Genomic DNA, 26,433 nt, shown 5'->3' on the forward strand with positions numbered 1-26,433 from the left:
GACACCGCACTAGACCTGACCTGTCCGCCGTGGACAGCCTTGTGGCGCCTGTGTTGCCGTGGACGTCGAGCAGTTCCCTCTCGCCACAGGAAGGAATCCGCCCGCCGATGGAGCGTGAGATGACGGGTTTTGCGAGCACTCCGGGCGAGCCGGTCGCCGTGGTCGGGCTGTCTTGCCGCCTCCCGGGCGCGGACGGGCCCGCCGCCTTCTGGCGGCTGCTGACCGAGGGCCGCAGCGCGATCACCGGCGTGCCGGCCGGACGCTGGGACCCGGACGTGTCCGGGGTGCGCCAAGGCGGGTTCCTCGACGACGTCGACCGCTTCGACGCCGCGTTCTTCGGCATCTCGCCGCGCGAGGCCACCGCGATGGACCCGCAGCAGCGGCTGGTGCTGGAACTCGCCTGGGAGGCCCTGGAACACGCCGGGATCGTGCCCGCGAGCCTCGGCGGAAGCTCCGCCGGCGTGTTCGTCGGCGCCATGTGGGACGACTACGCCGCGCTCGTGCACGCGAGCGACCCCGAAGCGATCACCCACCACACCATCACCGGCGTGCACCGCAGCCTGCTGGGCAACCGCGTCTCCCACCTGCTCGGCGCGCACGGCCCGAGCTTCACCGTCGACTCCGGGCAGTCGTCCTCGCTCGTCGCCGTCCACCTGGCGGTGCAGAGCCTGCGCCGCGGCGAATGCCCGGTCGCGCTGGCGGGCGGGGTCAACCTGAACTTCGCGCCGGGCAACGCCGTCACCGCGGCGAAGTTCGGCGGCCTGTCCCCGGACGGGCAGTGCTTCACCTTCGACGCCCGCGCCAACGGTTTCGTGCGCGGCGAGGGCGGCGGGCTCGTCGTCCTCAAGACGCTTTCGCGGGCCCGTGCCGACGGCGACGAGATCCTCTGCGTCATCCGCGGCACCGCGGTCAACAACGACGGCGCCGGCGAGGGCCTGACCGTCCCGGACGCCCGGGCCCAGGCCGCGGTGGTGCGCGGCGCCCACGCCGACGCCGGGATCGAGCCGTCCGCCGTCGGCTACGTCGAGCTGCACGGCACCGGGACCAAGGTCGGCGACCCGATCGAAGCGGCCGCGCTGGGCGAGGTCTTCGCCGCCGGGCGGGACGAGCCGCTGCCGGTCGGTTCGGTCAAGACCAACATCGGGCACCTGGAGGGCGCGGCGGGCATCGCCGGGCTGCTCAAGGCCGTCCTTTCCGTGCGCCACGCCACGCTGCCCGCGAGCCTCAACTTCGCGACGCCGAACCCGGCGATCCCGCTGGACGCGCTGAAGCTCCACGTCGTGGCGGAGAAGACCGGCTGGGACGCCGAAACCCGGATCGCCGGCGTCAGCTCGTTCGGCATGGGCGGGACCAACGCCCACGTCGTGCTCGAAGCGGCCGATCCCGTCGCACCCCGTGCGGCGACGGACGCGTCGGCGCCCTGGCTGCTCTCGGCCCGCACCGCCGAGGCACTGCGGGCGCAGGCGGCCCGGCTGCTGTCGCATGTGGACGAACACCCGGAACTGTCCGCTGTGGACGTCGGCTGGTCGCTGGCGAACCGCCGCACGGCCTTCGCGCACCGCGCGGTCGCCGACGGCCGGGACGCGCTGCGCGCGGTCGCGGACGGACTGGGCCGCACCCAGGGCGTCACCGCCACGAACGACGACCGCGTCGTCTTCGTCTTCCCCGGCCAGGGCGGCCAATGGGCCGGAATGGCCGCCGAGCTCCTGGATGGTTCGCCGGTGTTCGCCGCGCGGCTGGCCGAATGCGCCGCCGCGCTCGCACCACACCTGGACTGGGACGTCGTCGACGTCCTGCGGGAGGCGCCGGGCGCGCCTTCGCTCGACCGCACCGACGTGCTGCAGCCCGTGTTCTGGTCGGTCGCGGTGTCCCTGGCCGCCGAGTGGCGGGCACACGGGGTCGAACCCGCCGCCGTGCTCGGGCACAGCCAGGGCGAACTCGCCGCCGCCGTCGTCGCGGGCGCGTTGTCGCTGGACGACGCGGCGCGGATCGTCGCACTCCGGGCCAAGCTGCTCGCCGCACGGATGGCGGGCAACGGCGGCATGCTGTCGGTCGACCTGCCGGTCGCGGCCGTGACGGACCTGCTCCAGGCTTACCCCGGCCGGCTCTCGGTCGGCGCGGTCAACGGCCCCGCGACCACGGCGGTGTCCGGTGACCTCGACGCCCTCGACGAGCTGCAGGCCGAGCTGACCGCGCGCGAGGTGCGCTCGCGCCGGATCGCCATCGCCTACGCCTCCCACTCCGCGCAGGCCGAGCCGCTCAAGGACGAGCTGCTGCGGCTCATCGCCGGGATCCGGCCTCAGCCGTCGGAGCTGCCGTTCTACTCGTCGACCGCGGGTGGCCTGCTCGACACCGAACGGCTCGACGCGGACCACTGGTTCGCCAACCTGCGGCAGCCGGTGCTGTTCGCCCCGGCGATCCGGGCCGCGCTGGACGCGGGGATCGGCCTGTTCGCCGAGGTCAGCCCGCACCCGGTGCTCGTCGGCGGCCTGCTGGAGACGGCGGCCGACGCCGACCGGCCGGCCGCCGCGGTCGGCACGCTCCGCCGGGGCGACGGCGGTCCCGCGCGCTTCCGCACCTCGGTCGCCGAGCTGTGGACCCGCGGCGGTGGCGTCGACTGGACGGCCGCGTTCCCGGGCGCGAGCCCGGTCGACCTGCCGACGTACGCCTTCCAGCGCGAGCGCTTCTGGCTCGACGTCGACACCGCCGAAACTGTCGGTGCGCACCGATACGCTGGAAGCCGGGGGCCGGAGGCCCGCCCGCAACCGTCCCAGGACCTGCTCGAGACCGTCCGCGCGTACACCGCGTTGGTGCTCGGGCACGCCGGCCCGGACGCCATCGACCCCACCGCGTCGTTCAAGGACCTCGGGTTCGACTCGATCATCGGCGTCGAGCTGTGCGAGCGGCTGTCCGCCGCGACCGGCCGGAAGGTCCCCGCCACCTCGGTGTTCGACCACCCGACCCCGGCCCGCCTCGCCGCGATGCTGCGTGACGAGCCTGCCGCGACCTCCCCGGCTGTCGCGACCCGCGCCGACGAGCCGATCGCGATCGTCGCGATGAGCTGCCGCTACCCCGGCGGCGTGAGGTCGGCGGACGAGCTGTGGCAGCTCGTCGCCGACGGCCGGGACGTCATCGGAGCCCTGCCCGCCGACCGCGGCTGGGACCTCGACGACCTGTACGACGCCAATCCGGGCAAGGCCGGCAAGTCCTACGCCCGCCTCGGCGGCTTCCTCACCGACGTCGCCGAGTTCGACGCCGACTTCTTCGGGATCTCGCCGCGCGAGGCCCTCGCCATGGACCCGCAGCAGCGGCTGCTGCTGGAGACCACCTGGGAGGCCTTCGAACACGCGGGCATCGACCCGGCGTCCTTGAAGGGCAGCCGCACCGGCGTCTACGTCGGCGCCACCTCGTCCGAGTACGGCCCGCGCCTGTTCGAGGGCGGCGAAGGCTTCGACGGGCACCTGCTCACCGGCACCACCGGCAGCGTCGCTTCGGGCCGGCTGGCCTACGTCCTCGGCCTGGAGGGCCCGGCGCTGACGGTCGACACCGCCTGCTCGTCCTCGCTGGTCGCGCTGCACCTCGCGGTGCGCGCGCTGCTCGCGGGGGAGTGCACGATGGCGGTGGCCGGCGGCGCGGCCGTGCTGGCCAGTCCCGGCATGCTCGTCGAGTTCAGCCGCCAGCGCGGCCTCTCCCGCGACGGCCGCTGCCGGGCGTTCTCGGCCGACGCCGACGGCACGGGCTGGGCCGAGGGCGCCGGCGTCGTGCTGGTCGAGCGGCTGTCCGACGCCCAGCGGCTGGGCCACCCCGTGCTCGCCGTCGTGCGGGGCACGGCGGTCAACTCCGACGGCGCGTCCAACGGCCTCACCGCGCCCAACGGTCCGTCCCAGCAGCGCGTGATCCGCTCCGCGCTGGCCGACGCCGGGCTCGCACCGTCCGAAGTGGACGTCGTTGAGGCCCACGGCACCGGCACCCCGCTCGGCGACCCGATCGAGGCCCAGGCGCTGCTCGCCACCTACGGCCAGGACCGTGAACGGCCGCTGCTGCTCGGTTCGCTGAAGTCGAACCTCGGGCACACGCAGGCCGCGGCGGGCATCGGCGGCGTGATCAAGATGGTCGAGGCCCTGCGTCACGGCGTCGTGCCGCGGACTCTGCACGCCGACGAGCCCAGCCCGCGCGTGGACTGGTCCGGCGGCGCGGTCACGCTCGCCTCGGCGGAGCAGCCGTGGCCGGAGACCGGCGCGCCCCGCCGGGCCGGGGTCTCGTCGTTCGGCATCAGCGGGACCAACGCGCACGTCATCGTCGAGCAGGCCCCGGAGGCCGCTCCGGTGGTGTCCGAAAAGGACTCCCTGGGTGTGTGGGTGCTGTCCGGCCGCTCCGAAGACGCGGTGGCCGACCGGGCGTCGGCACTGGCGGAGACGGACCACGGCGTCGCCGGAGTCGGCTGGTCCCTCGCCACGACGCGCACCGCCTTCGAGCACCGCGCTGCAGTGGTCGGCGAACGCGCCGAACTCCTGGACGGCCTGCGCGAGATCGCCGCACGCACCCCGGGTGCGTCCGTGGTCACCGGCCGCACCGGACCCGTGGGGCGCACGGTCTTCGTGTTCCCGGGGCAGGGCGCGCAGTGGATCGGCATGGCGGCCGGGCTGCTCGACGAGTCGCCGGTCTTCGCCGAGCGGTTCGCCGACTGTGCGACAGCCCTCGAGTCCTTTGTCGACTGGTCGCCTTTCGACGTCCTGCGCGAAGGTGCGCTGGACCGGGTCGACGTCGTGCAGCCCCTGTCGTGGGCGGTGATGGTGTCTCTCTCCGCGCTGTGGCAGTCGTACGGGGTCACGCCGGACGCCGTGGTGGGGCACTCCCAGGGCGAGATCGCCGCGGCCGTCGTCGCGGGTGGACTGTCCCTTGAGGACGGTGCACGCGTGGTCGCGTTGCGCAGCAAGGCCATCGCCGCGGGACTCGCGGGCCAGGGCGGCATGGCGTCGATCGCGCTCGACGCCGAGCGCGTGACCGCCTTGCTCGACGACCGGATCTCGATCGCGGCGTTCAACAGCCCGTCGTCGACCGTCGTGTGCGGCGATCCCGTTGCCCTGCAGGAACTGGTCGCGCGCTGCGAACGCGACGGCGTCCGTGCGCGGGTGATCCCGGTGGACTACGCGTCGCACTCGGCGCACGTCGAGGCGATCGAAGCCGAACTGCGCGAGGTGCTGGCCCCGATCCGGCCGCGCACTGGCAACATCCCGTTCTACTCGACCGTGACCGCCGAGCCGATCGACACCGCGAGCCTCGACGCCGGGTACTGGTACCGCAACCTGCGTCAGCCGGTGCGGTTCCGCGAGACAGCCGAGGTCCTCGCCGAGCGCGGGCACCGGTTCTTCGTCGAGGTCAGCCCGCACCCGGTGCTCGGTGGCGGGCTCCAGGAGACCCTCGAAGAAGCGGCCGTGGTGGGCACGCTGCGCCGCGGCGAAGGCGGCCTGCGCCGGTTCCTGCTGTCGGCGGCCCAGCTCTGGGCGCACGGCCACGACGTCGACTGGTCGGCCCTCTACCCGCGCCGGCAAACGGTTTCCCTCCCCACCTACCCCTTCCAGCGGCAGCGGTTCTGGATCGAGCCGGCGGCCAAGCCCACCGACGACAGCGGGTTCTGGACCGCGCTCGACGACGACACGCTCGGCCTCGCCGAAGACCTGCCGTGGCGCGACGCCCGGGTCGCGCTGTCCCGGTGGCGACGCCAGGCGGATCTGGACAGCCGGCGCCACCGCATCGCCTGGCGCCCGCTGCCCGAGCCGCCCGCCACGCCGCTCACCGGCACCTGGCTCCTGCTCACGCCCACCGCGGGCGCGCTTACCGGGCTCGGCCTCGTCGAGGTGCTCGTCACTGCCGACGACGACCGCGCCTCCCTCGCCGAGCGGCTGGCCGGGCTGACGCCGGACGGCGTCCTCGCGCTGACCACCTCCGACGACCCGATCCACGCGGTCACCAGCACGGCCGTGCTCGTCCAAGCTCTCGGCGACGCCGGGATCGACGCGCCGCTGTGGTCCCTCACCCGGGGCGCGGTCGCCGCGCTCGACACCGACTCGCCGCCGGAGCCGGCGCAGGCCGCGGTCTGGGGCCTCGGCCGCGTCGCCGCGCTGGAACACCCCGGCCGGTGGGGCGGATTGATCGACCTGCCCGAGCCCTGGGACGCAAGTGTCGCCGCGAAGCTCGCCGCGGTGCTGTCCGGTGACGAAGACCAAGTGGCCATCCGGCCGTCCGGCGTGTTCGCCCGCCGGCTGGTCCCCGCGTCCCTGCGGGGCAAGACCCCGGCCCGGACCTGGGAAACCCGCGGCACGGCGCTGGTCACCGGCGGCACGGGTGCGCTGGGCAGGCACCTCGCCCGGTGGCTCATCGCGCGCGGGGCCGAGCACGTCGTCCTGACCGGCCGCCGCGACGCCGACGTGGCCGAGCTGGGCCCCCGAGTGAGCGCCGTGATCTGCGACGTCACCGACGCGCACGCAATCCGGGAGCTGGTCGACGGCATCGACGACCTCCGGACCGTCGTCCACGCGGCGGGTGTCGGCACGCTCGCGACGCTCGACGACACCGACCCGGCCGCGATCGCCGACGTCCTGCGGGCCAAGGTGCTCGGCGCACAGCACCTCGACGACCTGCTCGGCGACCGCGAGCTGGACGCCTTCGTGCTCTTCTCCTCGATTTCCGGGGTCTGGGGCGTCGCCGACCACGCCGCCTACGCCGCGTCGAACGCCTACCTCGACGCGCTCGCCCTGCGCCGCCGCGCGCTCGGCCGGACCGCGCTGTCGGTTGCCTGGGGCCCCTGGGCGGGCGGCGGCATGATCGCCGAGACCCTGCACGACGTCCTCGCCCGCCGCGGCGTCCCGGTCATCGAGCCCGAGCTCGCCTTGGCCGGCCTCGGGCAGGCGCTGGGCCACGAAGAGGCGTTCGTCGCGCTGGCCGAGATCGACTGGCCGGTGTTCGCCGACGTCTTCACCGCCGTCCGGCCGAGCCCGCTGCTCGCCGAACAGCCCGCGGTCAAGCAGCTCCGCGAACAGTCCCCGGAAACGGCGGGCTGGGGTGATCAGCTCGCCGCGTTCACCGGGCCGGAGCGCGAAAAGTTCGTGTCCACCGTGGTCCGGCAGCAGGTCGCGGCCGCGCTCGGGCACACGAGCCCGGAGACCGTCGACGTCCGGCGTGCGTTCAAGGACCTCGGCTTCGACTCGCTCACCGCTGTCGAGCTGCGCAACCGGCTGAGCGCGGCGACCGGGCTGAAGCTGCCGAGCACCCTCGTGTTCGACCACCCGACGGCCGCGCTGCTGACCGAGCACCTCCTCGCCGAGGTGACCCCGGAGTCCACTGTGGACGCGACGCCGGTCCCGGTCGCGGCCCCCGCCGACGGCGACCCGATCGCCATCGTCGCGATGGGCTGCCGCTTCCCCGGCGGGGTCACCACCCCCGAACAGCTCTGGAGCCTGCTGACCGACGGCGTCGACGCGATCTCCGGCCTGCCCGCCGACCGCGGCTGGGACCTCGGCTCGCTCTACGACACCGACGCGAGCCGGCCCGGCACCACCTACGCCCGCCACGGCGGGTTCCTCGCCGACGCCACCCGCTTCGACCCGGCGTTCTTCGGGATCTCGCCGCGCGAAGCCGTCGCGATGGACCCGCAGCAGCGGCTGCTCCTGGAGGTCTGCTGGGAGGTGTTCGAGCGCGCCGGGATCGACCCCGCCGCGCTGCACGGCACACCGGCCGGGGTGTTCGTCGGCATGACCGACCAGGCCTACGGCTCGGGCAGCGGCACCGAAGGCGAGGACTACCTGGTCACCGGCGCGGTGTCCAGCGTCGCCTCCGGCCGGATCGCCTACGTCCTCGGCCTGGAAGGCCCGGCCGTCACGGTCGACACGGCGTGCTCGTCCTCACTGGTGGCCCTGCACCTCGCGGCGCAGTCGCTGCGCTCCGGCGAATGCTCGATGGCGCTCGCCGGCGCGTCGATGGTGATGTCGACGCCGAGCCAGTTCCTCGGCTTCAGCCGCCAGCGCGGGCTCGCGCCCGACGGCCGCTGCAAGCCGTTCGCCGCCGGCGCCGACGGGTTCGCCCTCGCCGAAGGTGTCGGCGTCCTGCTGGTGGAGCGGCTGTCCGACGCGCGCCGTCACGGGCACCCGGTGCTCGCGGTGCTGCGCGGCTCGGCGATCAACTCCGACGGCGCGTCCAACGGCCTGACCGCACCGAACGGCGGATCCCAGCAGCGGGTCATCCGCGCCGCGCTGGCGGGAGCGGGCCTGCGACCGTCCGAAGTGGACGTCGTCGAGGCCCACGGCACCGGGACCCCGCTGGGCGACCCGATCGAAGCCCAGGCGCTGATCGCCGCCTACGGACCGGACCGCGAACGGCCGCTGCTGGTCGGATCGCTGAAGTCCAACCTCGGGCACACGCAGACCGCGTCCGGCGTCGCCGGCGTGATCAAGATGGTCGAGGCGATGCGACACGGGCAGCTGCCCAAGACGCTGCACCTCGACGAGCCGACCGCGGAGGTCGACTGGTCGTCGGGCGCGGTCGAGCTGACGGCCGAGGAACGCGCGTGGCCGGCGACCGGGGCCCCGCGGCGCGCGGGCGTGTCGGCGTTCGGCATCAGCGGCACCAACGCGCACGTGATCCTGGAGCAGGCGCCCGAAGAGACTCCGGTGGACGCGTTGCCGGACACCGTGGGTACGTGGGTGCTGTCAGGCCGTTCCGAAGCGGCCGTGCGCGAGCAGGCAGCGGCGCTGGCGGAGACCGAGCACGGCGTCGCCGAGGTGGGCTGGTCGCTGGTCGGCACCCGGTCGGCGTTCGAGTACCGGGCCGCCGTCGCCGGCGATCGGGACGAGCTCCTGGCCGGGCTGCGCGAGCTGGCCGCAGGGGGCCCGGTCACCACCGGGACCGCGGGGGAGACGGTGTTCGTCTTCCCCGGTCAGGGCGCGCAGTGGGCGGGCATGGCGGTCGGGCTGCTCGACGAGTCGCCGGTGTTCGCCGAGCGGATCGCGGAGTGCGCTGCCGCGTTGGCCCCGCACGTCGACTGGTCGCTGACCGAGGTCCTGGATGACGCCGAAGCCCTGGAACGGGTCGACGTCGTGCAGCCCGCGTCGTGGGCGGTGATGGTGTCCCTCGCGGCGCTCTGGCGGGCGCACGGGGTCGAGCCCGACGCGGTCGTCGGGCATTCGCAGGGGGAGATCGCGGCCGCGGTGGTCGCGGGTGGACTGTCCCTCGAGGACGGCGCCCGGGTGGTGGCGTTGCGCAGCAAGGCGATCGCGGCCGGGCTCGCGGGACGCGGGGGGATGGCGTGGATCGCCGCCCCGGAGTCCGTCGTCACGCCGCTGCTGGAGCCGTACGACGGCCGGCTCTCCCTCGCCGCGGTGAACGGGCCCGCCTCGGTCGTCGTCTCCGGCGAAGTCGAAGCGTTGGAAACCCTGATCGCCGGAGCGGGTGAGCTGCGGGTCCGGCGGATCCCGGTGGACTACGCCTCGCACTCGGCCGCGGTCGAAGCGATCGAGGCCGAGCTGCGGGAGGTCCTCGCGCCGGTCCGGCCCCGGACTTCGTCGATCACCTACATTTCCGGCGTCACCGGCACCCCGGTCGACACCGGCACGCTCGACGCCGAGTACTGGTACCGCAACCTGCGTCAGCCGGTGCGGTTCCACGACGCCACGAAGACGCTCATCGACGCCGGGCACCGGTTCTTCGTCGAGGTGAGCCCGCACCCGGTGCTCGGCGGCGGGATCGAGGAGACCCTCGACGAGACGGAGGAGAGTGCCGCCGTCGTCGGCACCCTGCGCCGCAACGCGGGCGACCTCCGGCGGTTCCTGACCTCGCTCTCCCAGCTGTGGGCGCACGGCCACGACGTCGACTGGCCGGTGCTGTACCCGGTCCGGCGGACGGTTCCGCTGCCGACCTACCCGTTCCAGCGGCAGCGGTTCTGGCTCGAACCGCGCTCCTCGGCGCCGGTCGTCCGATCCACAGTGGACGAACTGCGCTACGAGGTCCGGTGGAGCCCCCTGGCCACCCCGCGCGCGGCCACCCTCGACGCCGGCTGGCTGGCCGTCGTGCCCGCCGGGGCCGACTACCGGGACCTGCTCGGCCCGGACGTCCGCCTGCTCGAAGTGTCCACTGAGGACCGCTCCGAGCTGGCCGTCCTGCTGGCCGCGGAAGACACCCCGGCCGGGGTGGTCTCCCTGCTGGCGCTGGACGACGAGCCGCACGCCAGGCACCCCGTGCTCACCGCCGGGCTCGCCGGCAACGTCCTGCTCACCCAGGCGCTGGCCGACGCCGGGATCGCCGCCCCGCTGTGGTTCGCGACCCGCGGCGCCGTCTCGACCGGCCCTGGCGAGCCTCTGCACAGCTCCACCCAGGCGATGGCCTGGGGCCTCGGCGGGATCCTCGGGCTCGACCAGCCCGATCGCTGGGGCGGCCTCGTCGACCTGCCGGAGACGGTGGACGCCACGACCGCCGGCCGGCTCGCGGCCGTGCTCACCGGCCACGACGGCGAAGACCAGGTGGCCCTGCGGCCGTCCGGGGTGTTCGCCCGCCGGCTGGTCCGCGCGGCGGCGTCCCCGCCCGTCCGCTGGCGGCCGCACGGCACAGCGCTGGTCACCGGCGGCACCGGCGCGCTCGGCGGGCAGGTCGCCCGCTGGCTTGCCGCGAACGGTGCCGAGCACCTGGTCCTGCTCAGCCGCCAGGGCGGCGACGCCCCGGGGGCCGCGGACCTGACCGGTGAACTGTCGGCACTCGGCGCGAAGGTGACTGTCGCCGCCTGTGACGTCTCGGACCGCGACGCCCTTCGCGAACTGCTCGCGGAGCTGCCCCCGGTGAACGCCGTGGTCCACACGGCGGGCGCGGTGGACGTCGAACGCCCGATCACCGCCGTGACCTTGGCCGACTTCGCGGAGCTGGCCGAGGCCAAGGTGCGCGGCGCACGGAACCTCGACGAGCTGTGCGGCGACCTGGACGCGTTCGTCCTGTTCTCCTCGGGCGCGGGCGTCTGGGGCAACGCGGGCCAGGCGGGCTACGCCGCCGCGAACGCGTTCCTGGACGCGCTGGCCCAGCAGCGGCACGACCGCGGGGTGCCGGCGACCTCGATCGCCTGGGGCGCCTGGGCGGGCGGCGGCATGGTCGACGAAAACGTCGGCGCGCAGCTCGAACGGCGTGGCGTCCCGATGATGCGGCCCGAGCTGGCCGTCACCGCGATCCAGCCGTCGGTCGACACCGGCGGTCCGACGACCGTCGTGGCCGACATCGACTGGGCGAAGTTCACCCCGCTCTACACCGCGTCCCGGCAACGCCCGCTGCTGCGAGAGCTACCCGAAGCGCAGCAGGAGTCCCCTGTGGACAGTGACGGCGAGCTGGCGAAGCGGCTGCGTGCGGCGTCGGAAAACGAACGCGAGCGGGTCGTGCTCGACCTGGTCCGCGCGGAGGCGGCCACGGTGCTCGGCTTCCCCGGCCGCGACGCCGTCCGGCCCACGCAGACGTTGAAGGAGCTCGGGTTCGACTCCTTGACCGCGCTCGACCTGCGCAACCGGCTCAGCGCGGCGACCGGGCTGAAGCTGCCCGCCACGCTGGTCTTCGACTACCCGACCCCCGCCGCCGTGGCCCAGCACGTGCTCGAAGGCCTGTTCACCGAGGACACCGCGGACGACGAGCTGGACCGGATCGAGGCCGCGCTGGCCGCCCTGCCGGCCGAGCTGGTCACCGCCCGGCTGCGGAAGCTGCTGTGGAAGTGGGACGACACGGGCGACGACCCCGGCGACGACGACGGCCTGGAACTCGACACGGCGACCGACGACGAGATGTTCGCGGCGATCGACCGAGAACTCGGAATCTCTTGACGTGACCGGAAAACCTTCCCAGGAGCGGACGCAGATGCGCAACGAGGACAAGCTCCGTGACTACCTCAAGCGGGTCACGGCCGATCTGAAGCTGGCCAACCGCCGCCTGCACGACGTCACCGAGCGCCGCGGCGAGCCGATCGCCGTCGTGTCGATGAGCTGCCGGTTCCCGGGTGGGGTCAACGATCCTGAACAGCTGTGGGACCTGCTTGCCGAGGGCAGGGACGCCGTCTCGCCGTGGCCCGCCGACCGCGGCTGGGACCCGGACCTCTACGACCCCGACCCCGAGCGGATCGGCCGCAGCTACGTCCGCGACGGCTGCTTCCTGACCGACGCCGCGCAGTTCGACCCGGCGTTCTTCGGCATCTCCCCGCGCGAGGCCGTGGCGATGGACCCGCAGCAGCGGCTCCTGCTGGAGACCACCTGGGAGGCCTTCGAGCGGGCGAAGCTCGACGCGGCGGCCCTGCGCGGCAGCTCGACCGGCGTGTTCGTCGGGGCCAGCAACCAGGGCTACGCCGGCGGCATGGTCACCGCGCCCGAAGGCCTGGAAGGGCTCCTGCTCACCGGCGGTTCGGCCGCCGTGCTCTCCGGCCGGCTCGCCTACACCTTCGGGCTCGAGGGCCCGGCCGTCACCGTCGACACCATGTGCTCGTCGTCGCTGGTCGCCCTGCACCTCGCGGTCTCCGCGCTGCGCAACGACGAGTGCTCGATGGCCCTGGCCTGCGGCGCGACCGTGATGGCCAATCCCCGCAACTTCGTCGAGTTCAGCCGCCAGCGCGGCCTGTCCTCGGACGGCCGCTGCCGCGCCTTCTCCGCCGACGCCGACGGCACCGGCTGGGGCGAGGGCGTCGGCGTCGTGCTGCTGGAACGCCTGTCCGACGCGCGCCGCAACGGCCACCCGGTGCTCGCCGTCATCCGCGGCACCGCGATCAACCAGGACGGTGCGTCGAACGGCCTGACCGCCCCCAACGGACTTGCGCAGCAGCGCGTCATCGAGGCGGCCCTGGCCAACGCGCGGCTCACGCCCGAGCAGGTCGACGTCATCGAGGCGCACGGCACCGGCACCAAGTTGGGCGACCCGATCGAGGCGCAGGCCCTGCAGGCGACCTACGGCCGGGACCGCGAACGGCCGCTGCTGCTCGGCACGGTCAAGTCGAACATCGGCCACACGCAGGCGGCCTCCGGCGTCGCCGGCGTGATCAAGATGGTCCTGGCCCTGCGCGCGGGCGTCCTGCCGAAGACGCTGTTCGTCGGCGAGCCGACCCCGCACGTCGACTGGACCGACGGCGCGGTTTCGCTGCTGACCGAGCAGGTGGAGTGGCCCGAGACGGGCGCTCCACGCCGGGCCGGCGTGTCTTCGTTCGGCGGCAGCGGCACCAACGCACACGTCGTGCTGGAAGGCGTCACCGACGAACCCGAGGTTCCCTCGGAGTCCACTGTGGACACGGCAGTGTGGGTGCTGTCGGGACGGTCCGACGCCGCGCTGAAGGCCCGCGCGGCGGAGCTGGCCGAACTGCCGGCCGCGAATATCGCCGACGTCGGCTGGTCCCTGGCCGGGACGCGCTCGGCGTTCGAGCACCGCGCCGCGGTGATCGGCCGGGACCTGTCCACGCTGGTCGCGGGCGTCCGCGAGATCGCCGAATCCGGCACGGCCGCCGGCGGCGCGGTCGTCGGCGGCGAGGCCCAGGCCGTGGGCGGCACCGTGCTCGTCTTTCCCGGCCAAGGCGCGCAGTGGGCCGGGATGGCCGTGGACCTGCTGGCCGCCGCCCCGGTGTTCGCGGCCCGGATGGCCGAGTGCGAGGCGGCGCTGTCGGCTTTCGTGGACTGGAAGCTGACCGACGTCCTCGGCGACGCGACGGCCCTGGACCGGGTCGACATCGTGCAGCCGGTCTCGTGGGCGGTCATGGTCTCGCTCGCCGCGCTGTGGGCGGCCCACGGCGTCACCCCGGACGCCGTGGTCGGGCACTCGCAGGGCGAGATCGCGGCCGCCGTCGTCGCCGGCGCGCTGTCGCTGGCCGACGGCGCGAAGGTCGTCGCGCTGCGCAGCAAGCTGATCGCCGGGCGGCTCGCCGGCCTGGGCGCGATGGCGTCCGTCGCGGCGCCGGAAGCCCAGGTGACGGCGCTGCTGGCGGACGGGCGCGTGTCCATCGCGGCGGTCAACGGACCCGCGTCGGTGGTGGTTTCCGGCGAGATCGCCGCCGTCGAGGAGGTCCTGGCGCGCGCCGAGTCCGAAGGGCTGCGCGTGCGCCGGATCCCGGTGGACTACGCGTCGCACTCCGCCGTGGTCGAAGTCCTCGAAGCCGAACTCCTGGAAGCCCTGGCGGACCTCGAACCCCGCGTCCCGCAGATCGCGTTCGTCTCCAGCGTCACCGGAGAGACCGCGGAGACCCTGGACGCCGCCTACTGGTACCGGAACCTGCGCCACCGCGTGCGGTTCCAGGACGCCACCAAGGCACTCATCGCCGACGGGCACCGGTTCTTCGTCGAGTCGAGCCCGCACCCCGTGCTCGGCGGCGGCATCCAGGAAACCCTCGACGACGCGCTCGACCCCGGATCGGCGGCCGTCGTCGGCACCCTCCGGCGCGGCGAAGGCGGCTTGACGCGGTTCCTGACGTCGGTGGCGCACCTGTGGGCGCAGGGCCACGACGTCGACTGGACGGCCGTCCACCCCGAAGCCCGCCCGGTCGCTTTGCCGACATATCCGTTCCAGCGGCAGCGCTACTGGCTGGAGACCCCGGTCGAGACCGCCGCGCCGGACGACGGGTTCTGGACCGCCGTCGAGGACGGCGCCCTGACCGGCGAGCTGGGCGTCTCCGCGGAAACGCCGTGGCAGGAGGTGCTACCCGCACTGGCGGACTGGCGCCACCGCCGCACCGAGCTGTCCACGGTGGACCAGTGGCGGTACCGGATCACCTGGCACCCGGTCGCCGCACCCGCAGCGGCGTTGTCCGGCACCTGGCTGGTCGTGCACGCGCCCGACGTCTGCCTCGAGGCCCTGGAGAAGGCCGGCGCGGTGGTCCGCACCCTGACGATCGACGAAGCCGACGATCGCGCGTCGCTGGCCGAGCGGCTGCGGGGCGAGTCCGACGTCGCGGGCGTGCTCTCGCTGCTCGCGCTCGACGAGAGTGCGCACGCCACCCACCCGGTGCTGTCCAGCGGTCTGGCCGCGAACCTCCTGCTCTCCCAAGCACTTGGTGACGCCGGGGTCGGCGCGCCGCTGTGGCTCGCCACGCAGGGGACGGCCGTCGTCGTGCCCGGCGACGAGGCGCCGCGTCCCGGCCAGGCGACGACCTGGGGCCTCGGGCGTGTGCTCGCCCTCGAGCACCCCGACCGCTGGGGCGGCCTGATCGACCTGCCGGAGACTTTGGACGAGCAGGCCGCGGCCCGGCTCTGCGCCGCGCTCGCCGGGATCGGCGACGAGGACCAGCTGGCCGTCCGCGACTCCGGGCTGTACCAGCGCCGCCTGCGTCGCGCCCCCGTCGAGGGCACCGCGCCCGAGTGGCGGACGAGCGGCACCGCGCTGGTCACCGGCGGCACCGGCGGGCTCGGCGCGCACGTCGCCCGCTGGCTCGTCGGCCGCGGGGCCGAGCACCTCGTGCTCACCAGCCGCCGCGGGCCCGACGCACCCGGGGCCACCGAGCTGCGGGAAGAACTCGAGGCGATGGGCGTCGAGGTGACGATCGCCGCCTGCGACGTCGCCGACCGCGAGGCGCTGACTTCGCTGGTCAGCAGCCTTTCGGAGATCCGCACGGTCGTGCACACCGCCGGCGTCGGCCTCCTGGCTGCGCTGGCGGACACCGACCTGCCCGAGTTCGAAGAAGGCGCCCGCGCGAAGCTCGCCGGCGCCCGCCACCTCGACGCGCTGTTCGGCGAAGCCGACCTCGACGCCTTCGTGCTGTACTCCTCGGTCGCCGGCGTGTGGGGCAGTGGCGACCACGGCGCGTACGCCGCCGCGAACGCCTTCGTCGACGCGCTCGCCGAGAGCCGCCGCGCCCGCGGGCTGGCCGGCACCTCGGTCGCCTGGGGCATCTGGGCCGGCGACGGCATGGTCTCCGACGTCGTCGCCGACCAGCTCAAGTGGCGCGGGATCCCGTTCATGGCCCCGGCACCGGCCCTGCTCGGGCTCGGCCAGGTGCTCGACCACGACGAGCCGTTCCTGGCCGTCGCCGACATCGACTGGGAGCGGTTCGTCCCGGTCTTCACCGCCGCCCGCCCGCGGCCGCTGCTGTCCGAGGTGCCCGAGGTCGCGGCCGTGCTGGCCGCCGAGTCGGAGGTCACCGAGGAGCAGACCGGCGCCGCGGGTGTCCTGCGCACCAAGCTGTCCGCACTGTCCGAACCGGACCAAGAGCGGGAACTGCTCGGTTTGGTCCGCAAGCACGCGGCCGCCGTCCTGGGGTACGCCGGGCCGGACGACGTCGACGCGTCGCGGGCGTTCCGGGAGCTGGGCTTCGACTCGCTCACCGCGATCGAGCTGCGCAACCGGCTCACCGGCGCCACCGGCCTGAAGCTGTCCGCCACCCTGGTGTTCGACTACCCGAACGCGACGACTCTCGCCCGGCACGTCCGCACCGAGGTCCTCGGCACCTCGGCCCCCGCACCTGCTGTCGCCGCGCCGGTCACCGCGACCGACGAGCCCCTGGCCATCGTCGGCATGAGCTGCCGCTTCGCCGGCGGCATCGGCAGCCCGCGGCAGCTGTGGGACCTGATGATGGCCGAGGCCGACGCCATCGGCGAGTTCCCCGGCGACCGCGGCTGGCACCCCGGCACCCTCTACGACCCCGACCCCGACAGCGCCGGGCACAGCTACACCCGCGCGGGCGGGTTCCTCTACGACGCCGCCGAGTTCGACCCGGGCTTCTTCGGCATCAGCCCGCGCGAAGCCCTCGCGATGGACCCGCAGCAGCGCGTCGTCATGGAAGCCTCGTGGGAAGCCTTCGAAGACGCCGGGTTCGACCAGGCCACCGTCCGCGGCAGCCGGACCGGCGTGTTCGTCGGCGCCAGCGGCCACGACTACGGCCAGCGGCTGCGGGAAGTCCCCGAAGGCGTCGAAGGCCACCTGGTCACCGGCGGCACCGGCAGCGTCACGTCGGGCCGCGTCGCCTACACCTTCGGGCTCGAAGGCCCGGCGGTCACGATCGACACCGGCTGCTCGTCGTCGCTGGTCGCCCTGCACCTGGCCGGCCAGGCGCTGCGGTCGGGGGAGTGCGACCTCGCGCTGGCCGGCGGCGTCGCCGTGATGTCGACCCCGGCGCCGTTCGTCGCGTTCAGCCGCCAGCGCGCGCTGGCCGCCGACGGCCGGAGCAAGCCGTTCTCCGCCGAGGCGGACGGCATGGGCCTGGCCGAGGGTGTCGGCATGCTGCTCGTGGAGCGGCTTTCCGACGCGAAGCGCAAGGGACACCGCGTGCTGGCCGTGGTCCGCGGCACCGCGACCAACCAGGACGGCGCGTCCAACGGCCTGACCGCCCCGAACGGCCCGTCGCAGCAGCGCGTGATCCTCTCCGCGCTGGCCGCGGCCGGCCTCGAACCGTCCGAAGTGGACGCTGTCGAGGCACACGGCACGGGCACCACGCTGGGCGACCCGATCGAGGCGCAGGCGCTGATGGCCACCTACGGGCGCGACCGCGTGGCCCCGTTGTGGCTCGGCTCGGTCAAGTCGAACATCGGGCACAGCCAGGCCGCCGCGGGCGCGGCCGGCGTCATCAAGATGGTGCTGGCCATGCGCCACGGCGTCCTGCCGCGCTCGCTGCACTCGGAACACCCGTCGCCGCACGTCGACTGGTCGTCCGGTTCCCTCGAACTGCTCACCGAAGCCACGCCGTGGCCGGACAAGCCGGGACCGCGTCGCGTCGGTGTGTCGTCGTTCGGTGTCGGCGGCACCAACGCCCACGTCGTGCTCGAACACGATCCTTCTCCCGAACCGGAGATCGAGCGTGAGCCGGTCGCGGGACCGGTGCCGTGGGTGCTGTCGGCCCGTTCGGCGGCCGGAGTGGCCGCGCAGGCGGAGAAGCTGGCGGCGTTCGGCCCCGCGGACCTCGCCGACGTCGGCTGGTCCCTCGCTTCGACGCGCACCGCGTTCGAGCACCGGGCCGTGGTGCTCGGCGACGACCGCGAAGAACTGCTGACCGGGCTGCACGGCCTGACTGTCGGAACGCCGAGCGCGTCGGTGGTCACCGGCGTGGCGGGTGCGGTCGGCCGGACGGTGTTCGTCTTCCCGGGCCAGGGTGCGCAGTGGGCCGGCATGGCCGTGGGACTGCTGGATTCGTCGCCGGTGTTCGCGGAGCGGTTCGCGGAGTGCGCGGCGGCCCTGGAGTCCTTCGTCGGCTGGTCGCCGTTCTCCGAGCTGCGCGAAGGTGCGTTGAACCGGGTCGATGTGGTGCAGCCGTTGTCGTGGGCGGTCATGGTTTCGCTGGCCGCGTTGTGGCAGTCGCACGGCGTGACGCCGGACGCGGTGGTGGGCCACTCCCAGGGCGAGATCGCCGCGGCCGTCGTCGCCGGTGGACTGTCCCTTGAGGACGGTGCCCGCGTGGTGGCGTTGCGCAGCAAGGCGATCTCCGCCGGGCTCGCGGGCCGGGGCGGGATGGCGTCGGTCGCGCTCGGCGCCGAGCAGGTCGAGAGCCTGCTGGCCGGCTGGACCGGCCGGATCACCACCGCCGCGTTCAACAGCCCGTCGTCGACGGTCGTCTGCGGTGAACCCGAGGCGCTGGAGGAACTGCTCGCCCGGTGCCAGGCGGACGGCGTCCGGTCCCGGCTGATCCCGGTGGACTACGCGTCGCACTCGGCGCACGTCGAAGCGATCGAGAGCGAACTCCTCGACGTGCTCGCCGCGATCGAGCCCCGCACCGGCGAGGTCCCGTTCTATTCGACGGTCTCGGCCGAGCCGATCGACACCGCGACCCTCGACGCCGGCTACTGGTACCGCAACCTGCGGCAGCCGGTGCTGTTCCACCAGACCGTCGAGGTGCTCGCGGCGCGCGAGCACTCGGTGTTCGTCGAGGTCAGCCCGCACCCGGTCGTCACGTCCGCGATCGCCGAGGCCGTCCCTGCCGCCATCGCGACCGGCACGCTGCGCCGCGGTGAAGGCGGCCTGGCGCGGTTCCGCACGTCCTTGGCCGAGTTGTACGTCCGCGGCGTCGACGTCGACTGGGCGCCGGTCTTCCCGGGTGCCGCGACGATCCCGTTGCCCACCTACGCCTTCCAGCACCAGCGCTACTGGCTCGACGCCCCGGCCGGCGCCGACCCGCTGGACGACGAGTTTTGGGCCGCCGTCGAGCAGTCCGACCTCGCGGCGCTCGCCGCCTGGCGCGCCAAGCGCCAGGCCGGGTCCACTGTGGACAACTGGCGCTACCGGGTCGAGTGGACCCCGCTCAGCGTCGCGACCGGAACCATCGTGCCGAACTGGCTGGTGATCGCGCCCGCCGGGCACGATGGCCAGGCCGTCGCCGACGGACTCGGCGCGCGCCTGCTGGAGCTCCCGTCCGAAGGGGACCGCGAGCGGTACGCCGAACTGCTGCGTGCGGCAGGCCCGTGCGAAGGCGTGCTTTCGCTCTTGGCCCTCGACGGTTTCGAACCGAACTTGACGCTGCTGCACGCCCTCGGCGACGCCGGCATTGACGCGCCGCTCTGGTGGGCCACGAGTGGCGCGGTCAGCGTCGGTGACCCGGACCCGATCCGTGCGGCCGAGCAGGCGCTGACCTGGGGCTTCGGCCGGATCGCGGCCATGGAGTACCCGCAGCGCTTCGGCGGGCTCGTCGACCTCCCGGCCGACCTGGACGCCCGCGTCTTCGCCCGGCTCGCCGCCGTGCTCGGGTCGCCCGACGAGGACCAGGTGGCCGTGCGCGCTTCCGGCGTCTTCGGCCGCCGGCTCGTCCGCGCGACGCCGGCCCGCGGCACCGAGACGCCGTGGGTGGCGTCCGGCACGGTGCTGCTCACCGGCGGCACCGGCGGGGTCGGCCCGCACCTCGCCCGCTGGCTTGCCGGCGCCGGAGCCGAGCGGCTGGTGCTCACCAGCCGGCGCGGGCTGGACCTGCCCGAGCTGACCGCCGAACTGGCCGACCTCGGCACCGAACTGACCGTCGCGACCTGCGACGTCGCCGACCGCGACCAGCTGGCCGAACTCCTGGCCGGGCTGCCGGACCTGACCGCGGTGGTGCACGCCGCCGCCGTGCTCGACGACGGCGTCCTCGACGGCCTCACCACCGAGCGGATCGCGAACGTGTTGCGCCCCAAGGCCGACGCCGCGCGGCACCTGCACGAGCTGACCGCGGACCGCGACCTTTCGGCGTTCGTCCTGTTCTCCTCGCTCGCGGGCACGCTCGGCGGGCCGGGGCAGGCGAGCTACGCCGCGGCCAACACCTACCTCGACACGCTCGCCCGCGAGCGTCGCGCCGCGGGACTGCCCGCGACGTCCATCGCCTGGGGTGCGTGGGCCGGCGGGCGCGGTGAAGGCCTCGCCGAGCAGGGCCTGCCCGCGATGACGCCCGACCTGGCGACCGTCGCGCTGCAGCAGGCCCTCGACGAGGACGAGACCGTGCTCGCGGTCGCCGACATCCGCTGGGACCGCTACCGCAAGACCCTCGCCCAGGGGCGGCCGAGCGCCGCGCTCCTGGGCATCCCCGAGGCCGCCGCGCCGGAAGCCGAAGCCGTCGAAAGCGGCTGGGCACAGCGGCTGGCGGGCCTCGGCGAGGACGAGCAGCACCGGCTGGTCCTGGCGCTGATCCAGAGCCAGGCCGCGGTGGCGCTCGGCTACCCCGGCCCCGAGTCGATCGAGCCGGACCGCGCGTTCCGCGACCTCGGCTTCGACTCGCTCACCGCCGTCGACCTGCGCAACCGCCTGGGTGAAGTCACCGGCCTGCGGCTGCCGGTCACGCTCGTCTTCGACCACCCGACCGCCGTCGCGCTCGCCGGGCACGTCCGGCGCGAGCTGGTGGGCGACGAGCTGACGGAAACCGCCGCCCCGGTGGTGGCGGGCACCGACGAGCCGATCGCCATCGTCGCGATGTCCTGCCGCTACCCCGGCGGCGTCGCCGACCCGGACGACCTGTGGCGGCTCGTCGCCGACGGCGTCGACGCGGTCGGCGAGTTCCCGGCCGACCGCGGCTGGGACGTCGAAGGCCTCTTCGACGCCGACCCGGACAAGCCCGGCACGTTCTACACGCGCGGCGGCGGCTTCCTGCACGACGCGGCCGACTTCGACCCGGCGTTCTTCGGGATCGCGCCGCGCGAGGCACCCGCGATCGACCCGCAGCAGCGGCTGCTGCTGGAGACGTCGTGGGAGGCCGTCGAGCGCGCGGGCATCGACCCGGCGCTGCTGCGCGGCAGCCGGACCGGCGTGTTCGTCGGCTCCAACTACCACGACTACGGCTCCCGGGTGCGACACGCGCCGGGCGAGTTCGAGGGGCACCTGGCGACCGGCAGCGCGGGCAGTGTCGCGTCCGGCCGGATCGCCTACACCTTCGGGCTCGAGGGCCCGGCGGTCACGGTCGACACGGCGTGCTCGTCGTCCTTGGTGGCGTTGCACTGGGCGGTCAAGGCCCTGCGCTCCGGCGAGTGCGACCTCGCGCTGGCCGGCGGCGTCACGGTGATCTCCTCGGTCGACACGTTCGTCGAGTTCAGCAGGCAGCGCGCGCTGTCGCCGGACGGCCGGTGCCGCGCGTTCTCCGCGGACGCCGACGGTGCGGGCTGGGCCGAGGGCGTCGGCATGGTGCTGGTGGAACGGCTTTCCGACGCGCGGCGGCGCGGGCACCCGGTGCTCGCCGTCGTGCGCGGCAGCGCGGTCAACCAGGACGGCGCGTCCAACGGCATGACCGCGCCGAGCGGGCCCGCGCAGCAGCGCGTCATCCGCGCCGCGCTGGCCGACGCCGCGCTCACGCCGTCCGATGTGGACGCCGTCGAGGCGCACGGGACGGGCACCACGCTCGGTGACCCGATCGAGGCGCAGGCGCTCATCGCCACCTACGGGCAGGACCGGGAACGGCCGCTGTGGCTGGGTTCGGTGAAGTCCAACATCGGGCACACCCAGGCCGCGTCGGGCATCGCGGGCGTGATCAAGATGGTGCAGGCGCTGCGCAACGGCGTCCTGCCGCGCACGCTGCACGCCAAGACCCCGTCGCCGCACATCGACTGGTCTGCCGGGCAGGTCCAGTTGCTGTCCGAGCCGGTCGAGTGGGCCACGAACGGCCACCCGCGCCGCGCGGCGGTTTCTTCGTTCGGGGTCAGCGGCACCAACGTGCACACGATTCTCGAAGAGGCTCCCTCGCTGCCCGAGCCGGTTTCGGACGTCGTCACATCGCAGCAGTTCACCGCGTGGCCGGTGTCGGCCCGGACCGAAGCCGCTCTGCGCGGCCAGGCCCGGCGCTTGCTGACGTTCCTCGAGTCCGAAGTGGATGCTTCCGACGTCGCCCGCTCGCTCGCCGCCCGGGCGAAGTTCGGGCACCGCGCGGTGGTCGTCGGCGAGAGCCTCGGCGAGCTGCGCGACGGACTGGCCGCGCTGGCCGCCGACCGGCCCGCCGCCGGCCTGCGGCAGCACACTGCGCGGGCCGGCCGGACGGCGTTCCTCTTCACCGGACAGGGCGCGCAGCGGCTCGGCATGGGACAGGAGCTGTACGCGCGGTTCCCGGTCTTCGCCGACGCCTTCGACGCGGTGTGCGCGCACTTCGACCTGCCGCTGCGCGACGTCGTCTTCGGTGACGACGCCGCCCGGCTCGACCGGACCGGCTTCACCCAGCCCGCGCTGTTCGCCGTCGAGGTCGCGTTGTTCCGGCTCCTGGAATCCTGGGACGTCCGCGCGGACTTCCTCACGGGCCACTCGATCGGCGAGCTGGCCGCGGCGCACGTCGCCGGCGTCTTTTCCCTGGCCGACGCAGCGAAGCTGGTCGCCGCGCGCGGCCGGCTCATGGAAGCGTTGCCCGAAGGCGGGGCCATGGTGGCGATCGCCGCACCCGAGGACGAAGTCGTCCCGCTGCTCGACGAGCGGGTCTCGCTGGCCGCGGTGAACGGCCCGGCGGCCGTCGTGGTCTCCGGCGACGCCGAAGCCGTGCTGGCGCTCAAGGAGCACTTCACCGCGCTGGGACGCAAGACCAAGCGCCTGGAGGTCTCGCACGCGTTCCACTCGCCGCTGATGGACCCGATGCTCGAGGAGTTCGCCGCGGTCGCGGCCGGGCTCGAGTACCACCACCCGCGGATCGCGGTCGTGTCGAACGTGACCGGCACGCTCGCCGACCCGGACGAGCTGGCCACGCCGGAGTACTGGGTGCGGCACGTGCGGGAGGCCGTCCGGTTCGCCGACGGCATCCGCGGCCTGGCCGCGGAAGGCGTCACCCGGTTCGTCGAACTGGGTCCGGACGCGGTGCTCGCCGCCCTGGTCCCGGACTGCGCCGGCCCGGCCGAGCTGAGCGTGGGATCGGTGCTGCGCAAGGGACACGACGAAGAACGCTCCCTGCTCACCGCGCTCGCCGGGCTGCACACCGCCGGCGCCGACGTCGACTGGGCCGCGGTGCTCGCCGGCGGTGGGCACGTCGAACTGCCGACCTACGCGTTCCAGCGGGAGCGGTACTGGCTGGACGTCCCGGCCGTGGCCGGCGACGTCACCGGGGCCGGCCTCAGCGAAACCGAGCACCCGCTGCTGGGCGCGTCGGTCTCGCTGGCCGGTTCGGACGGCGCGCTGTTCACGAGCCTGCTCTCCGCGACGAGCCACCCGCTGCTCGCGCAGCACGTCGTGCTCGGCAGCGTGCTGCTGCCCGGGACGGCGTTCATGGAACTGGCCGTCCACGCCGCGGAGAAGGTCGGCTGCGAACGCGTCGAGGAGCTGACCCTCGCCGCGCCGCTGGTGCTGCCGGAGACCGGCGGTGTCCGGCTGCAGGTCGCCGTCGGCGGCCCCGACCGGTTCGGCACCCGCTCGATCGACATCTACTCCCGCCCCGGCGAAGCCATGGAGGACGAGCCGTGGACCACGCACGCCAGCGGCTCGCTCGCCGCGACGGCCGCCCCCGCGGCCGGTGACCTGACCGGGGCCTGGCCGCCGGCCGGCGCCGAGCCGATCGACCTCGACGGGCTCTACGACCGCATCGCGGCCAACGGGTTCGACTACGGCCCCGCGTTCCAGGGGCTGCACCGCGCCTGGCGCGTCGGCGACGAGATCTTCGCCGAAGTCGACCTGCCGGAGGAGGAGCGGGCGGAAGCCGAACGCTTCGGCCTGCACCCGGCGCTGCTCGACGCCGCGCTGCACACCGTCGCCCTGCGCGACGAAAGCCGGGCGGTGCTGCCGTTCGCGTGGTCGGGGGTGACCCTGCACGCCGGCGGCGCGTCGGCCCTGCGGGTGCGCGTCACCGGGCAGGGCGACGACACGGTTTCCCTGGCGGTCGCCGACCAGGACGGGCTGCCGGTGGCCACCATCGGTGCGCTGACGCTGCGGCCGGTCTCGGCCGAACAGCTCGACGTCGCGCGGTCGGCGTACCACGAGTCGCTGTTCCGGGTGGGCTGGGTGATGGCCCCGATCACCCCGGTCAGCCACTCGGCGGCCGAACGCTGGGCGGTCGTCGGGCACGACGTCGGCGTCCGCGTCACCAAGGCGCTCGGCACGGCCGGCGTCCCGGTGGAGTCCTACCCGGACTTCGACGCGCTCGGCGCGGCCGTGGCGGCGGGTGCCCCGGTGCCCGAGGTGGTCGTGATGACCAGCGCCCCGCAGGCCGACCAGGACGTGGCGCGCGCGGTCCGGACCGCCACGCACGGCGCGCTGGAGCAGGTGCAGGGCTGGCTGGCGAGCGAGAGCTTCGCCGGCTCGCGCCTGGTGTTCGTCACCACGGGCGCGATCGCGACGCGGGTCGGCGAAGGCATCACCGACCTCGCGACGGCGGCGGTCGTCGGCCTGGTCCGCTCGGCGCAGTCGGAGAACCCCGGCCGGTTCGTGCTCGTCGACCTCGACGACCGCGAAGTCTCCTACGCGGCGCTCCCGTCCGCCGTGGCCTGCGGCGAACCGCACGTTGCGGTCCGGATCGGCGCGATCCAGGTGCCGCGGCTGGCGCGGGTCCCGGCCACCAGCCCGGCGCCGGTCACCACGTGGGACCCCGAGGGCACGGTGCTGATCACCGGGGCCACCGGAACGCTCGGCACGCTCGTCGCCCGGCACCTGGTGACCGCGCGCGGCGCCCGGCGGCTGGTGCTGACCAGCCGGCGCGGGCCGGCCGCGGAAGGTGCCCAGGAGCTGGTCGAAGAGCTGACGGCGTGGGGCGCGGACGTCACCATGGCGGCGTGCGACGTCGCCGACCGGGACTCGGTGGCCGCGCTGCTCGCGGCCATCCCCGCCGAGCACCCGCTGACCGCGGTGGTGCACACGGCCGGCGTCCTCGACGACGGCGTCGTGTCCGCGCTGACCACCCGCCAGCTGGACACGGCCCTGCGGCCCAAGGTCGACGCGGCCTGGCACCTGCACGAGCTGACCGCCGGGATGAACCTGGCCGGGTTCGTCGTGTTCTCCTCGCTCGCCGGCACGTTCGGCGGCACCGGACAGGCGAACTACGCGGCCGCGAACGCGTTCCTCGACGCGCTGGCGCACGTGCGCCGGGCGCAGGGGCTGCCCGGGCTGTCGCTGGCGTGGGGCCTGTGGGCCGAGCGCAGCGGCATGACCGGCAAGCTCGGGGAGGCGGACCTGTCGAGGCTGGCCCGCGGCGGCGTCGAGCCGATGCCGTCGGAGGAGGGGCTGGACCTGTTCGACGTGGCCTGCACCCTCGACGAGGCGGTGCTGCTGCCGGTGCGGCTGGTCGTGGAGGCCATGCGCGACCGCGTCGGCGAGGACGCGATCCCGGTGATCCTGCGCAGCCTGATCCGCACCCCGGTGCGGCGCGCGGTCCGGGCGACGGCGGCCCCGGCCGACCCGGTGGACAGCCTGACCCACCGGCTGGCCGGGATGTCGGAGGCCGAGCGCGACGGAGCGTTGGTCGACCTGGTCCGCACGCACGCGGCGACGGTCCTGGGCTACGCGGGCCCGGACGCGATCGAGCCGGACCGAGGTTTCCTCGAGCTGGGCTTCGACTCGCTGAGCGCGGTGGAGCTGCGCAACCTCCTGGGCGCGGCGACGGGCTTGCGCCTGCCGGCGACGCTGCTGTTCGACTACCCGTCGACGACGGTGCTGGTGGAGTTCTTGAGGTCCGAGCTGGTCCCGGACGTCCCGGCGGCGATCCTGCCGGCACTGGCGGAGCTGGACCGGGTGGAGTTCGCACTGCCGGAGCTGCTGGCGGACTCGTCGGCGCGGGCGACGTTGGGCACGCGGCTGCAGGAGCTGCTGGCCCGGGTGAACGGCGCGGCCGGCACGGTCACGGCGGTCGAGGAGAAGCTGGAGTCGGCCACGGACGACGAGATGTTCGCCCTGATCGACGAGCTCGACCTGGACTGACCCGGCGGCGGGGCCCCGGCGGCCGGGCCACGGCAGTCCAGACGTCATGAACGACCCTTTCACCGCGTCAGACGAGGTGAAAGGGTCGTTCATGACCGCTGTCGCGGCCGAGCGCGCCAGCCAAGACCTGAATGAGTCATTCACTGCGTCCGAGGCGGGCGGACCGGGGCGGGAAGTCTAGGGATTTGCGGGTGCCCCATGCGTTTC

The 26,433-nt window shown here is 74.3% G+C and carries 2 protein-coding genes; both read left to right on the top strand.

Annotated features, from left to right (window positions below):
• The first annotated feature begins 119 nt into the window (after nt 1-119).
• On the top strand, nt 120-11,840 hold the full coding sequence (locus AB0C38_RS15450) for a type I polyketide synthase (RefSeq protein WP_360672602.1): 11,721 nt from the start codon (nt 120-122) through the stop codon (nt 11,838-11,840).
• A gap of 1 nt (nt 11,841) precedes the next feature.
• On the top strand, nt 11,842-26,226 hold the full coding sequence (locus tag AB0C38_RS15455) for a type I polyketide synthase (RefSeq protein ID WP_360672605.1): 14,385 nt from the start codon (nt 11,842-11,844) through the stop codon (nt 26,224-26,226).
• The last annotated feature ends 207 nt before the right edge of the window (nt 26,227-26,433 follow it).

It is taken from the genome of Amycolatopsis sp. NPDC048633 (genome assembly GCF_040650695.1).
Lineage (GTDB): Bacteria > Actinomycetota > Actinomycetes > Mycobacteriales > Pseudonocardiaceae > Amycolatopsis.